We start from the raw sequence: 14,672 nt of genomic DNA on the forward strand, positions 1-14,672 counted from the left end.
GCCACCAGGTCGGCCGTCTCCAGCGCGGCGACGGCGTTGGTGCTCAGGCCGGCGACCTGGGCACTGTTCAGCGCGGCGGCCTGGGCGGTGCTCAGGGCGACGATCTGGTCGGTGGTCAGGGCGCCGGTCTGGTTGGTCGACAGGCCGGCGATGGCGGCGGTCTTCAGGTTGGCGAAGTCCTCGGTCTGCAGGGCGACGATGGAGTTGGTCGACAGCGCGCCGACCTGGGCCGAGCTGAGCGCGCCGGCCTGGTTGGACGACAGCGCGACGATCTGGTCGGTGGTCAGCGCGGCCATGTTGGCGGTGGTGACGGCGCTGATCTGGCCGGTGGTCAGGTTGGACAACTGGTCGGTGGTCAGCGCGGCCAGCTGGGCCGTTTTGAGCGCGGCGATGATCGAGGTCTTCAGGCCGACGATGTCGGCCGTCTCGATGGCGGCGATGTTGTTGGTCGACAGGGCGCCGAACTGGGCGGTGCTCAGCGCGCCCAGCTGGCCGGAGGTCAGCGCCACCACCTGGTCGGTGCTCAGCGAGGAGCCGATCTGGTTGGTGGTCAGCGAGGCGACCTGGGCGGTGGTCAGGCTGCTCACCTGGCCGGTGGTCAGGGCGACGACCTGGTTGGTGGTCAGGGCGGCGATGGCGGCGGTTTTGATCGCCACCAGGTCGGCCGTTTCCAGCGCGGCGACGGCGTCGGTGCTCAGGCCGGCGACCTGGGCGCTGTTGAGCGAGGCGGCCTGGGCGGTGCTCAGGGCGACGATCTGGTCGGTGGTCAGGGCCTTGGCCTGGTTGGTCGACAGGCCGGCGATGGCGGCGGTCTTCAGCGCGGCCAGGTCCTCGGTCTGCAGGGCGGCGATGCCGTTGGTGCTCAGCGCGGCCACTTGTTGCGAGCTCAGCGCGGCGGCCTGGGCGGTGGTCAGCGCCACCACCTGGTCGGTGCCCAGCGCGGCCATGTTGGCGGTCGAGATGGCGGCGGCCTGGACGGCGCTCAGCGCGGCGATCTGGTCGGTGGTCAGCGAGACCATCTGGGCGGTTTTCAGCGAGGCGATGACGGCGGTCTTGAGCGCGCCGATGTCGGCGGTCTCGATGGCGGCGACCGAGGCGGTGGCCATGGCGCCGACCTGGGCCGAGTTCAACACCGCGATCTGGCTCGAGGTCAGGGCCACCACCTGGTCGGTGGTCAGGCCGGCCGACAGGGCCAGGGTGCTCAGGGCGCCGATCTGGCCGCTGCTCAGGCTGGTGATCTGGTCGGTGGTCAGCGAGACCAGCTGGGCGGTCTGCAGGGCGGCGATGGCGGCGGTCTTGATGGCCACCAGGTCGGCCGTTTCCAGCGCGGCCAGCACGCCGGTGCTCAGCGAGGCGACTTGGGCGGTGCCCAGCGCGTTGGCCTGGGCGGTGCTCAGCGCGACGGCCTGGTCGGTGGTCAAGGCGCGCAGGGCGTTGGTGCTCAGGCCGGCGACGGTGGCCGTCTTCAGCGCGGCGAAGTCGCCCGTCTCGAGGGCGGCGAAGGCGTTGCTCGACAGCGCGGACGCTTGCGCCGAGCTGAGGATGGCGGCCTGGCTGGACGACAGCGCGACGATCTGGTCGGTGGTGATGGCGTTGGCCAGCTGGTTGGTGGTGAGCACCGCGATGTGGTTGGTGTTCAGCGCGACGACCTGGTCGGTCGTCAGGGCGCGGAACTGGGCGGTGTTCAGGCCTGCGATATCAGCAGTCGCCAGACTTGCAATTGTTTGGGTCGACAGACTTGCGATCTGGTCGGTTGACATGCTGGTTACGAGGCTCATTTCCATTCTCCTTGGGGGGTACTACCTGAATTCAGTCAAGATAAGAGACGGAGCCGAGCGGGACTTCTCCCTGGGGCTCCTCCTCACTACCGCTGGCACATTGCCAATTTTTCACTCTGTTTTATTTGCCATGCCGAAGCGACGGCCGCAAGAAAGCCCTGCTTTCCATTCTTAACGTCAACAAAAAAGTTAACTTGAGTAAACGAAAGCCGGGATCTTGCTTAACTTCAACTTTATTTTATTGCTTCAAAATCAATGATTCACTGTAGTCCATTGCGCTCGGGTAAAGAGGGGAATGGCGACGCGCTTCGGTACAAAGCGACCAATCCCGCACTTTCATTAAGTAAACTTGTTTACATAGGGCAATTTCCTCTTGCACACTGCGCATGTCGCCGGGCGGACCAGAGACAGGCGGAATACGAACCCCGAGTATATCGTAAATAATTTCCCACGAGAACGTTTTTACCGGCCTGTCTCCTGCGTGCAACCTGATTTTCGAACAAGTTTTAGCCGACCTCAACAGTGGCAAAAAAACCACTTCGCGGCGGCCGCCGCAGCGCGCCGCCGGCGGCCGCCGCGGCCGCGCGCCTTGATTCACAGGGGAAACATCGACGATCCCGATACTTTGCCGCAGAGAAATGACCGGACGATGACGGCGGCCGCCGGACGTTGCCGCCACCCAACTTCCCGCCGGCGGCCGGCCGCCCCGCCATGGCCTGTTTAGGGGATTGCCGCATTATCAAAAAGAAACATCCAGTGCCGGATGCACCACGCGGCGCGCGGCGGCGCCGTTGCAAATAAGGTACAGGGGCGCCGGCGGCGCATGGGCGGCGCGGCGTTCGGCGCGCTTTTTTGTTCGCCGGCGCGCAGCGCAACTCAGCCATGGGTGTAGAGTTGAACGCATGGATAACTCGAAAAAACTGGCCGGGGTTGCCGGCGTGGCCAGCATGCTGTGGCTGGCGATGACGGCGGCGGTGGCGGCCAACCAGCGCCGCCTGGTGTTCAATCCCACCGTCAAGCGCGAGGTCGAACGGCCGGTGAGCAGCGGCCACCGCACCCGCCCCATCGTGCTGCGCTCGAAGGACGGCACGCGCCTGTCCGGCTGGCTGATGACGCCGGCCGCGCTGGGGCCGCATCCGGCCGTGGTGTATTTCGGCGGCCGCTCGGAGGAGGTGTCGTGGGTGGCGCGCGACGCCGGCAAGCTGTTCCCCGGCATGGCCGTGCTGGCGGTCAACTACCGCGGCTATGGCGACTCGCACGGCGACCCGGCCGAGCACCACATGGTCGAGGACGGCCGCATGCTGTACGACTGGCTGGGCCAGCACCACCATGTCGACCCGCGCCGCATCGCCGTGGTCGGCCGCAGCCTGGGCTCGGGCGTGGCGGTGCAGGTGGCGCTGGAGCGCGACGCCCGCGCCATCGTCCTGATCACGCCCTACGACTCGCTGCTGGCGATCGCCAAGCGGCGCTTCCGCGCGCTGCCGATCGAGTACGTGCTGCGCCACCGCTTCGAGTCGGTCAAGTACGCCGCCGCGCTGATGGCGCCGACCTACGTGCTGCGCGCCGCCAGCGACGACATCGTGCCGCACTCGCACACCGACCAGCTGGTGGCCCGCCTGGGCCGGCTGCACGCCGACGAGACCGTGCCCGACTCCGACCACATGAACATCCCCTACCTGGACGGCACCCAGACCCGCATCGCCAACTTCCTCAGCCAGCAGTTCCTGCGCCCGCCCGCCTGAGCGGAGCGGCGGCCCGCGCCATTACCGGGACGGCGGCGGCCACGCCGCGCCGGCCTCAGCCCAGCTTCTTCAGCTGCTCGCGGGCGTAGCCGGCGTTGGCGTGGTTGGGCGCCAGCTCGATGAAGCTGGTGTAGGCCTTTTTCGCCTTGTCGGCCTCGCCCAGGCGCATGCGCGCGTCGGCCAGGTTGAGGTAGGCGATGGCGCGCGAGGTGTCGATCTGCAGGGTGTTCTCGAACCAGCGCGCCGCCTCGGCGTACTTTTCCTGCTTGTAGAAGACGAAGCCGAGGTTGTTGGCGGCCAGGCCGAAGTCGGGACGGAACTTGAGCGCCTCGGTGAAGGCCGCCTCGGCCTGGGCGTACTGCTTCTCCTTGTACAGCTGCAAGCCCTTGTCGTTGGCGCGCTGCGCCAGCTGGCGGGCCGAGGCGTCGACCGGCTTGGCCGCCTCGATCTTCAGCTCGCCGCCCTGCAGGTTCTTCAGCACCACCGCCTTGCCCTCGGCCTGCTGCTGGCGCCCGGTGTCGAGCTTGCTGTTGAGGGCGATCGCCTCGCTCGACAGCTGGCCGGTCTGGGCGCTGAGGAACTCGGCCTCGACCGGCAGTTGGAAGACGAACTCGCCGCCCTCGGAACCGGGCAGGCTGCCGAAGGCCGGCGTCTGCTGCGACACGCTGGCCACCGCCGGCGCCACGTAGGCGGCCAGCTCGGTGGCGGTGATGACGCCGTCGCCGTTCAGGTCGGCCTTGCCGCCCAGCGCCTGCAACACCGTCCAGGTGAACACCGAGTGGCCGCCGGGGCCGCCGTCGGCCACCATCTGGTCGGCGCCGCCGGCGGTCAGCATCTGCCGGCCCATGCGCCGCGCGTTGTCGCGCAGGAAGGCGGCGTTGCCGCCGCCGCGCGTCAGGCCCAGGCCGCTGTAGCAGGCGTCCATCAGGAACAGCACGTGCTTGGCGTTCAGGCTCTCGGCGATGTTCTGCAGGTCGGTCATCGGGATGGCGTCGACGCTGACCTGGTTGGGGTCGGAGTCGACCGGGATGATGTAGCCCAGGTTGCGGCCCGAGCTGAGCTGGCGCGTGGCGCCGTGGCCGGCGAAGAAGACGAAGACGCGGTCGTCCTTCTTCAACTGGGCGTCGGCCAGCTTGTCGTGGAACACCGCCAGGATGTTGTTGCGGGTGGCCTCGCCGTTGCTCAGCGAGAAGACCTTGTTGCGGTCGAAGCCGAAGCGGGTCACCAGCGTGTCGCGGATGGCGTTGGCGTCCTGCACGGCGTACTGCAGCTTGGGCCACTTCTGGTAGTCGTTGACGCCGATCACCACGGCGTAGCTGTTGGCGTAGCCCGTGCTCGGCGCCACCTTGTCCGGCTCCGGCTTGGCGCCGCGCGCCACGGTGAACTCGCTGCCGTTCCAGCCGGCGAAGCTGTAGCCGTCGGCGATCAGCTTGTCGAGCACCATCGGCAGCGCCTTGACGCTGCGGGCGTGGATGTCGTGGAACAGCACGATGCCGCGCTGCTCCTTGCCCAGCGTGGTCAGCACGCGGTTGGCGATCGAGTTGGGCACCGGGTCGGCCCAGTCGAGCGAGTCGACGTTCCACATCACCGAGCGCAGGCCCAGTTTGGCCAGGATGGCCAAACCCTCGGCGTTGTGGGCGCCGTAGGGGAAGCGGAACAAGGTCGAGCGGCGCGCGTCGACCGACTTGAGCATCTGGTCGGTGTGGGCGATCTCGCCGTACAACTGGTCGCCGCTCTGCTTGGACAGCAGGGCGTGGCTGTAGCTGTGGTTGCCCACGGCGTGGCCGGCGTCGAGCAACTGGCGGCTGGTGGCGGCGGACTTGCCGGGGATCTCCTTGCCCTGGGCGTCGAGCTTGCCCAGGTTGCGGCCGACCTGGAAGAACACGCCCGGCACGTTGTATTGCTTGAGGATGGCGGCGATCTCATCTGTGTAGCTGCCGTGCGGACCGTCGTCGAAGGTCAGCACCACGGTCTTCGGCGGCAGCGCGTTGCCGAAGATCTCCTTGCCCGGCGCCGGCGCCGCTGCGGCGGTGGAGGCCGATGCGGACGCCGCTGCCGACGCGGATGCCGCGCCGTCGCCGGCGGCGGCAGGCGGCTCGGCGTAGGGCACGATGACGCCGTAGTCCTTCATGATCTGCTCACGGCTGTACAGCTTGCGCAGATGGGCGACGTAGTCGTCCCAGCGCTCGCGCTTGGGCACGATGGCGCGGCTGTCGAAGCGGCCGAAGATGTCCTTGAGCTCCTTGTCGTACTGCTTCTCGATGTCCTCCAGCGCGGCGAGGTCTTCGCCGACCCGCTTGTGCAGCTTGATGGCCGGCAGCGTCTGGTCGGCGGCGGCCAGCTTTTGCAGCCCCAGCAGCACCTCGCGGAAGGCCAGGCGGTCGGCGTCGTACAGGTCGGCGGCCGACTCGATCCACGACAACATGGCATCGGTGGCGGCGTCGCGCTGGGCCGGCGGCAGGGCACGCATCTGCCGCAGCTGCAGCTCGATGGCGGCCAGGCGCTCCAGGTTCTCGTGGAACAGCGACTGGCCGACCTGGCTGGCGGCCTGCTTGTCGGCGGCGCTCATGCTCTGCTCGTCGGCCAGCAGGACGATGATCTTGCGGTGGGCGGCGAGCAGGTCGAGCAGCGCCGGCGGCACGTTTTGCGCGGCGCCGGGCTGGCCGGCGGCGACTGTGGGCGCGCCGGCCGGCGCCGGGTGTTTCAAATAGTAGAAGGCGGCGGCGCCGAGGGCGGCCACGGCCACGGCGGCGGCGGCGAGGTGCTTGCGAGATGTCATGAAAGAGAGCGTGTCCGGTGAGCAACGAATCGGGGTATTTTATGACAAATTGAACAATCTGATCGAAAGCGTCAGATATGCGGACGCGCGGCCCGCGCCGGATAGCTCGGCGGCCACGGCATGGGCGCTGCAACGGCGTCCATGCCGCCGCCATGCGCCCCGTTCCGCCGGTTCCTGGCCTGGCGCGCTGGGCATCGCCCCGCCGTGACAAAGCGAGAGAATCCCTCCCGTTTTTATTGCTATATTGGCATTTGACGTATGGGGCGAGCGCACTCGAAAGGATGATCTGGCATGGATTTGAGCCGCAAACGCCTTCCGGGGGGAATGCCAGCCGCGCCGTCCGTGCCGCGCGCCGCCGCAACGGGGGGCTTGCCGCCACGCACCGGCGCGCTACCGCCCGCGAAGTTTTCGCCCAGCCCACCGCCGCATTTCCCGCCGCATCGGCCGCCACCATTAGCGCAGGCCATGCAGGCGAAATTGGCACCCGCACGTATGCGCGCGGCGCCACGACCGCCCATCGTGCCGCAGCGGCCGCCCGCCCCCGCGCTGCCGACACTGCCCAGGCCAGTACCGCCGCCGCTGGGCCAACGCGCGCCGGCCAGGCCGATGCAGGCAAAGATGGCCGCTGTGCCGGCCAAGACGAACGCCACGCCGGCGCCGCTGCGCGCGCCGGCCTACGCCGGGCCGCCGTTCCCGCAGCCCGGCCTGCCGACCAGACAGATCGTACAAGCCAGACTGACCATCAAGAACGGCTCGCCGCAGGATCTCGTCAAGGCGATCGAGAAGACCGGCCTGGTCCGGCCGAACCGGGTGCATCGCCTGCCCATCGAGATCGGCCACATGATCCGCAGCACCGACAAGGACGAGCAGTTCGGCGAGGTCGACGTGGGCAACGCCCAGCAGGTGGCGCTGGTGGCCTACCGCCTCGCCCAGCACCGCTTCACCCCCCGGTCGGTCGCCGCGCCGTCGCGCAACCCCAACCGGGTCTACAAGCTAGCCATTGTCGGCGCCGGCAGCACGGCGGCCTACTACATCAATACGCTTGGGCCGGCCTATGACCACTCGCATACCGTGGTCATCGGCGGCAACAACCCGTGGATGTCCGCGCGCGGGCACGGTATTTCCTACATCAACCACACGGAACGGCAGATCGCCATGCCCAGCGAAAACGTCACCGAGCACGGCGGCAACGAGAGCTTCGTCAAGCGCCGCGCATTCGCCGCCGCCAGCGACCAGGTGATCCGCTCGACCACGGGACGCTGGATACACTCGGGCAATGTGACGAACATCCGCATGCTCGCCAACGTCTATACGATTACCTACGGCAACGGGCAGACGGTACGGGCGACGGAAGTGATCTTCGCCGGCGGCGGCGGCGCCCTGCGCAAGCCGGCCGAGTTGAGCGACGATAGTAAGGCCATCCGAAATGGCGCCCGGATCATCGACATGAACACGTTTATCCGCAGAAAGGTACGGCAGCGGCCCAGAGGCAGGGTGGTGGTCTGGGGTAGCAACGCCGCCATTGACGCCGTCGCGGCGGCCAAGCGCTTCGGCTGGACCATTGTCAAATGGCTGTACAACGCCGATCCCGCATGGCTTCCCGGCAGCCGCTACAAGTCCAAGCCCTACCGCCTGCAAGAAGTGCAAAGGGATTCCTCGCACAGCTACAAGGGACGCAACGACATCAAGATCGAGGACTGCGGCAGAAAACTCCAGGTACGGGACACGGTCAACAACGTAGTCATTGCGGCAAATATCGACTATGTGGTCTACGGCCTGGGAACCGACGACCTGTTAACCGACGGCGCACCCGTCATGGACGCCAGCGTTCTGGATGGCGACCGCAACCTGCGCCCGATGCTCGACGACGCCGGGATTTTCGGCGACATGCCAACGCCGGAAAACGACTCAAACCGCGCCTTCCTCGGCTGGCAGAACAAGGCGGGAACCTTCAAGGTCGTCGGCTTGGCGGCGGAGAACTACACCACCACCACCACGACACGCGACGGCAAGGATGTCAAAAATCGCATCAACTCAAAGGACGACCCCCGCGTGCTCGCCCTGAAGAACTGGGTCTCCGGCGACGTCGCCACCGTTGGCCAGCTCACCTACATCCGTTCCGCCGTCCGGGCGGTCAACAACTATGTGCCCCCTTCCATCGTCGACCGGGTCGACTACAGCCATGCCGACAGAAACCAGCTGCGCGTCCACCTGCAGGCGAAGTATCCAAGTTTGCCGGAAGCCTACGCGCAAGGCTTCATCGCATTGGTGCACACGGTGCGCAGCGGCTACAGCGCCCGTCTACCGCACGGCTTTACCGCCCAGCAAACCAATTTCCTCGACCAGCAACTGGCCGCCAAACACCTGCAGGCCAAGCGCGGCAAGATCTCGACCTTGGGCGCCTGGCTGCACTGGATGAGGAACCAGCTCCTGCGCATGATGCCAAACGAGGGCGCCGAAGTCAGCAGGGGTCTGGCCAAGTTGCCGCGCAAGCAGCGCTAGGTTCCAGATCGCCAAATGCTGTTCCTGCAACAGCGGATTACGGCTGGATCTTCCCCGTCGGCCGGCGGCGATACAGCACCAACAAGGTTGCCGCCAACAAGGCCAGCGCGATCAGATTGAGTACCAGCGTGGCGCCGTGCAACTGCCACACCACGCCGATACTGGTGCCGGCCTTGACGCTGAAGGCGCGGCCGCCGTCGTGCGGATAATAGCTGAGTACTTGCAGGCCGTAGTACAACAAGCCACCCCACAAACCGGCGACGCGCCCGCGCAGACACAGCGCCGCCGACACACAACCGAGCACGGCGGCCAACACCAGGCCCGCCAGCGCGCCGTCCTCGTGCGCCGGCCCGAGCAGGCCGAACACCACGGCGACGGCCAACACGCTGTTCAACAACAGCACCCGGGCCAACCACTTTTCAAATTCCGCCATCATCGGCACGCTTTCCTGTGTCCACGGGCGGCCGCTGCCGCCCTCGCCCGGCATGATAGCGACAAATTACAGCTTCTGTACGGCCGGCAGCACATAGTTGCGCAGGATGTCGAAGGGACGGTCGGCCTTGTCCGAGTTGTAGTTCTCGCCGGTGAAGACGACCACCAGGTCCGCCTCGGGGATGATGAAAATCATCTGCCCGCCGTTGCCCCAGGCGAAGCTCATGGTCACCTGCTTGCCGCCCACCTGCTCGAAGTGCAACCACCACAGGTAGCCGTATTTCCAGCCGTTGTCGATGAGGGCCTGCTTGCCGGTCGAGCGGGCGATCCAGTCGGCCGACACCACCTGCTTGCCCTCCCACACGCCGCGTTGCAACACCAGCTGGCCCAGCTTGGCCAAGTCGCGCGGGCGCAGTTGCAGGTGGCCACCGGTGTCGGTCTGGCGGTGGTTGTCGAAGTCGGCCCAGCGCGCCTGTGTGATGCCCAGCGGATTGAACAGGCCGGCGCTGGCGAACGCCGGGATCGACTGCTTGCTGGCCTCGGCGACCACGCGCCCCAGCGCCACCACGCCGGCGGTGCAATAGTGGCCCTCGCCGCCGGGCGCGGCGCGCTGCGGCAGGTTGACGAAGAAGCCGACCCAGTCGGTGGTGGGGTACATCTTGTCCTCGTTGCCCGGCGAGCCGGCGTCGCGGTCGTCGCAGGCGAGGCCGCTGCTCATCGTCAACACGTTGGCCAGGGTGATGTTCTGCTTCAGGGCCGGTGCGCCCGGATAGGCCGCGCCCAGGTACTTGCTGATCGGATCGTCGACGCTGGCGACCAGGCGCTGGTCGATGGCGATGCCGACCAGCAGCGAGGTGATGCTCTTGGTGGCCGAGCGCAGGTCGTGCAGCGTGTCCTTGTTGTAGCCGTTCCAGTACTGCTCCAGCACCGGCTTGCCGTGGCGCAGCACCAGCATGCTGGCCATGCCGTGCACAGCCGGCGCCGGCAACTCGCTGACGGCGCGGCCGAGCATGGCGCCGTCCATGCCCACCTCGGCCGCCGGCGCGATGACCCAGCGCTCGGTATCGTTGGGCGGCACCGGCACCGGCGGGCTTGAATTGCCGCCGGCGCCACCGCCACCGCAGGCGTTCAGCAGCAGCCCCAGGACGGCACAGGCGGCCAGCGAGGCGGCGCGCTGCGGGAGGAGTTTCTTGCTGCGGTTCATAGGCGGTTCCTGTCATGGTGAGGCGAGACGGTGGCGGGCCGCCGTGCCGAGAAATTATCAAGAATGCAAATTGCAATCCTAGCAATTTTCCACCACATTGTGGGAAATGTTTTAGTCCTCCTGGAAACGCTCCGTCAGAAAATCGACAAAGCTGCGCAGCTTGGGCGAGCGATAGCGGTCCGGCAAATAGACCACGCTCATCGGCCGGCTGGCCAGCTCGTGCTCGGGGAACAGGCGCACCAGGCGGCCGGCGCGCACATCGGCCTGCAGCAGGATCGCCGGTTGCAGCACGATGCCCAGGCCGTGCAAGGCGGCCACCCGCAGTGCCTGGCCGTGGTTGACCTGCAAACGGCCCGAGATCGGCACGCGGCTGGTGCCGTCCTGGTCGCTCAAACGCCAATGCGCCAGCACCGAGGGGGCAAACGACAGGCACTCGTGGCGGCTGAGGTCCTCCGGCACGGCCGGCGTGCCGCGCCGCGCCAGGTAGTCGGGCGAGGCGCACAACATCATCCGGTATGGCGCCAAGGGCTTGGCGATCAGCGCCGAGTCGGGCAACTGGCCGATGCGGATGGCCGCCTCGAAGCCCTCCTCGACCAGATCGACCACGCGGTCGCACAAGGCGACGTCGACGCTGACGTCGGGATAGCGGTCGAGGTAGTCGCGCAGCGCCGGCATCAACGCCTCGGTGCCGAAGGTGACCGGGGCGCTGATGCGCAACTGGCCGGCCGGCGCCAGTTGCATCTGCTGCGCCTGGGCGTCGGTTTCCGCCACCAGACGGAGGATTTCCTTGCAGCGCAGGTAGTAGTCCTCGCCGAAGGCGGTCAGGTGCTGGCGCCGCGTGGTGCGGTTGAGCAGGCGCATGCCCAGCCGCTTCTCCAGCGTGCGCAGATGGTTGCCGGCCATCGTAGCCGAGATGCCGCAGGCCGTGGCGGCGGCGCTCAGGCTACCCTTTTCGGCCGCCGCGACGTAGACCTTCATGCTGTCGAGCAAATCCATTCAACACTCCTGCTTTCAAATCACTCAAGTATCAAGCAGTTTATCTCGAATAGATTTTAAATAACACTGGAGCCTTGCTTGCACATGGAACGGCCGAGCGCCGTTCCGCGGCAAGCCCCCTCAACTACCCAGGAGCCATCATGGATTTGCAACTCGAACAACGTAGCGCGCTGGTCTCCGGTGCCAGCGCCGGCATCGGCGCCGGCGTGGCGCGCGTACTCGCCAGCCAGGGCGTGCGCGTGGCCATCACCGCGCGCCGCCGCGACCTGCTGGAAGGACTCGCCGCGCGGATCGTCGCCGACGGTGGCGCCAGGCCCGTCATCATCGTCGGCGACATCACCGACGCGCGGGACACCCAGCGCATCGCCGCCGAAGCCGGCGCCGCGCTCGGCGGCATCGACATTTTGGTCAACTGCGCCGGCGGCTCGCGGCCGATCGGCCCGGACGCGCCGGACGCCGACTGGGACGAGGCCTTCGCCCTGAACTTCACGGCGGCGCGCCGCCTGACGCAGGCGCTGCTGCCGGCCATGCGGGCGCGGCGCTGGGGCCGCGTCATCAACATCAGCGGTTCGATGGAGCCGCGCTCGCTGAACGCGGCCAGCGCCGCCAAGGCCGCCCTGCACCTGTGGGCCAAGGGCCTGGCCGGCGACGTGGCGGCCGACGGCGTCACCGTCAACTGCATCCCGCCCGGCCGCATCAACAGCGAGCAGATCCTCGGCAAGCTGCATCCGACCGAAGAAAGCCGGCGCGACTTCATCGAACGCAACATTCCCATCGGCTACTTCGGCGAGCCGGAGGACATCGCCCAGCTGGTCGCCTTCCTCGCCTCGCCGCTGGCGCGCTACATCACCGGCGCGGTGATTCCGGTCGACGGCGGCATGCACTATTTCGCCCATTGAGCGTGCACTAAGTAGCCCCGTTCACTATTTTCCACTGCAGAGACAAACACATGAAAGCCATTCAACTCACCGCCCCCTCGCTCGACGCCTTCCGCCGCACCGAACTGCCCGAACCTAAGGCCGCGCGCGGCGAGGTTCTGCTGCGCCTGCGCGCCGCCAGCCTGAACTTTGTCGACGTCGCCATCGCCACCGGCAACTTCCCCGGCGCCAGCTTCCCGATGGTTCCGGTGGCCGACGGCGCCGGCGAGATCGCCGCGCTGGGCGACGGCGTCGACGGCTGGAAGGTGGGCGAGCGCGTGGTGCCGCACTTCATGCCGAACTGGCTGGGCGGCGCCATCACGCCGCACAACGTGGCGGCGCTGCGCGGCATCTCCCTGCCCGGCTCGCTGGCCGAGTACGTCGCCGTGCCCGCCAGCAGCCTGGTGGCCCTGCCCGCCCACCTCGACTTCGTCCACGGCGCCGCGCTGCCGATCGCCGCGACCACGGCCTGGAACGCCGTGCGCTCGGCGCAGTTGCGGCCCGGCGCCGTGGTGCTGCTGTTGGGCACGGGCGGCGTCAGCATCTTCGCCCTGCAGTTCGCCAAGGCGCACGGCGCCACGGTGATCCTCGCCTCCTCGTCCGACGACAAGCTGGAGCGCGCCCGCCAGCTCGGCGCCGACCAGCTGATCAACTACCGCGCCACGCCGGCCTGGGACGAGGAGGTGTTGCGGCTGACCGGCGGACGCGGCGCCGACTTGGTGGTGGAGACGGTGGGCGGCGCCACCATCGCCCGCTCGCTCAACGCGGCGGCGCTGGGCGGCACGGTGTTCACGGTCGGCTTCGTTAGCGGCACGGCGGCGCCTATCGACCTGCTGCCGATCATCGTCAAGGCGCTGCGCATCGTCGGCAACAACACCGGCTCGGTGGCCGACCTGGCCGATGCGGTGCGCGCCATCGCCGCGCACCGCATCGTGCCGCTGATCGACCGCGTGTTCGACATCGAAGAGACCGCCGCCGCGTATGCCGAACTGGCCGCCGGCGGCCGCCACTTCGGCAAGATCGCCATCGCGCATTAAGCTACGAAAAAAAAACCGGCCAGCCTGCGGCCGCCGGGGTTTTTCTTGATCCGCTCTCGCGGCGAACTGGCCTAGTAGTGGGCGCCCATCACCCTATCGACCATGGCCTTGATCATTGCCGGCTGCACGCCGCTCTGCAAGGGATACTGCGGCCCGGTGTAGCCCCAGAAGTCCCAGCAGCCCTGCGGGTTGAACGGAACGGCGGACGAGACGATCAATTGCGGATAAACGATCAGCAGCTTGTTGGTGTCGGCATACTCGTTCAGTCCGCTGTTGTTGATGAAGCCGTTGCCGATCACGCCGTAACCCTGCAGGCAGCCATGCAGCGCGACAACCACCTTGCAGCCGGCGTTGGCCGCGCAGTAGGTCGGCACGTAGACGTAGCCGGTGTTGTCGACGCTGTAGGCGCTGGCCGCGCCGAAGGGCACGAAGGCCGTCTGGTCGAAAGGCACCATGGTGCCGGACGCCGTCGCCGCACGCCCGACGACCGAGCCGTACATCTGCTTGATCATGTCGTGTTCGGGATCGTTGCCGCAGTTGTTGATGAAGGGCGAGCCCTTGAAGGTGCAGGCGTTGACCACGGTGTTCGGCCCGCTGCCGCTCCAGGTGCCGCCGGTGGCCGCCTTCCAGGTCACCCAGGAATGCTCGGCGGCGGACTTGTTGTTGTAGGCGATGTTGCCGGCGGACGTGTAGTGCTGGTAGTAGGTCTGCAGCCAGTTGACGACGGGCTGCACCACCACCGTGTCGTTGGTGCCGGAATACAGATAGATTTTTTGTTGCGCCAAGTTGCTGGTCGGGTCGATCCAGCCGCTGCTGGCCCACAAGGTGGTGTCCGTCTCGAGGACATTGAGGCCGGTGTGGTTGATCGCCGGATTGTTCTGCATGCAGGTAGTGGTGGCGACGTCGACATTGGCCACCGCGCAGTAGTAAGGCCCGCCGGCGAACACCGCCGCGCCGGTGAAGGTCTGCGAATAGGCGATCGACATTTGCACCGCCATGAAGCCGCCCGACGAGATGCCGGCCACGGTCGGCTTGACCGCGCCATACGATAGCAGGGCCGGCGCGCCGGCGGCGCTGGCACCGACCGGCACGGCGGACAACAGCAGCGCGCCGATGGCGCCCAACATCGTCGATAGGACCGTATTTTTCCGTTTGCTCATGATGCGCTTCCCTTCGGGTGAGTGGGTGGCTTGCACATGGTGGACAAGGTGCAATGCCGACCAACATAGCAGTTTGGACGCGCCGAGAGGTTGCAATTACGATAATTCAAGCCGGATTGCGGCGC

The 14,672-nt window shown here is 67.2% G+C and carries 11 protein-coding genes; 5 read left to right on the forward strand and 6 right to left on the reverse strand.

The features are described from left to right. On the reverse strand, positions 1-1,778 hold a 1,778-nt coding region (locus BM252_RS26030; protein WP_425442373.1), incomplete at its 3' end, for a beta strand repeat-containing protein. 902 nt (positions 1,779-2,680) lie between these two features. On the opposite strand from BM252_RS26030, the gene BM252_RS26035 reads away from it, so the two are divergent. Beyond that, positions 2,681-3,520, forward strand: coding sequence for an alpha/beta hydrolase (locus tag BM252_RS26035; RefSeq protein ID WP_093390585.1), 840 nt, complete (start codon positions 2,681-2,683; stop codon positions 3,518-3,520). Between the two features lie 55 nt (positions 3,521-3,575). On the opposite strand, the gene BM252_RS26040 is transcribed toward BM252_RS26035, so the two are convergent. After that, positions 3,576-6,299 carry a polysaccharide deacetylase family protein gene (locus BM252_RS26040; RefSeq protein WP_093390586.1) on the reverse strand — a complete coding sequence of 908 codons (2,724 nt, stop codon included), beginning with the start codon at positions 6,297-6,299 and terminating at the stop codon, positions 3,576-3,578. Here BM252_RS26040 and BM252_RS30525 point away from each other — a divergent pair. After that, entirely contained in the window at positions 6,298-6,507 is a 210-nt protein-coding gene (locus BM252_RS30525; protein ID WP_139236754.1) for a hypothetical protein, read from the forward strand. The genes BM252_RS26040 and BM252_RS30525 overlap by 2 nt on opposite strands. An 83-nt stretch (positions 6,508-6,590) precedes the next feature. Further along, positions 6,591-8,801: a hypothetical protein gene (locus BM252_RS26045; RefSeq protein WP_139236755.1), complete on the forward strand. Its 2,211-nt coding sequence runs from the start codon at positions 6,591-6,593 to the stop codon at positions 8,799-8,801. A gap of 37 nt (positions 8,802-8,838) precedes the next feature. Here the strand turns inward: BM252_RS26045 and BM252_RS26050 are convergent, their stop codons facing one another. The 3 genes from BM252_RS26050 to BM252_RS26060 form a co-directional block, all read right to left on the reverse strand. After that, entirely contained in the window at positions 8,839-9,237 is a 399-nt protein-coding gene (locus BM252_RS26050; RefSeq protein ID WP_093390588.1) for a hypothetical protein, read from the reverse strand. Between the two features lie 63 nt (positions 9,238-9,300). After that, entirely contained in the window at positions 9,301-10,437 is a 1,137-nt protein-coding gene (locus BM252_RS26055) for a serine hydrolase domain-containing protein (protein ID WP_093390589.1), read from the reverse strand. Between the two features lie 111 nt (positions 10,438-10,548). Next, positions 10,549-11,433, reverse strand: coding sequence for a LysR family transcriptional regulator (locus BM252_RS26060; RefSeq protein ID WP_093390590.1), 885 nt, complete (start codon positions 11,431-11,433; stop codon positions 10,549-10,551). A 140-nt stretch (positions 11,434-11,573) separates the two neighbouring features. On the opposite strand from BM252_RS26060, the gene BM252_RS26065 reads away from it, so the two are divergent. Together BM252_RS26065 and BM252_RS26070 are read left to right on the forward strand one after the other, a co-directional pair. Beyond that, positions 11,574-12,332, forward strand: a complete 759-nt coding sequence (locus BM252_RS26065) for an SDR family oxidoreductase (protein ID WP_093390591.1) — start codon at positions 11,574-11,576, stop codon at positions 12,330-12,332. Between the two features lie 50 nt (positions 12,333-12,382). Beyond that, positions 12,383-13,387, forward strand: a complete 1,005-nt coding sequence (locus tag BM252_RS26070) for a zinc-dependent alcohol dehydrogenase family protein (RefSeq protein ID WP_093390592.1) — start codon at positions 12,383-12,385, stop codon at positions 13,385-13,387. A gap of 71 nt (positions 13,388-13,458) precedes the next feature. Here the strand turns inward: BM252_RS26070 and BM252_RS26075 are convergent, their stop codons facing one another. Next, positions 13,459-14,547: an extracellular catalytic domain type 2 short-chain-length polyhydroxyalkanoate depolymerase gene (locus tag BM252_RS26075; RefSeq protein ID WP_139236756.1), complete on the reverse strand. Its 1,089-nt coding sequence runs from the start codon at positions 14,545-14,547 to the stop codon at positions 13,459-13,461. Positions 14,548-14,672 lie beyond the last annotated feature (125 nt).

Source organism: Rugamonas rubra, assembly GCF_900114705.1.
In the GTDB taxonomy this organism is placed as follows: Bacteria; Pseudomonadota; Gammaproteobacteria; order Burkholderiales; family Burkholderiaceae_D; genus Rugamonas; species Rugamonas rubra.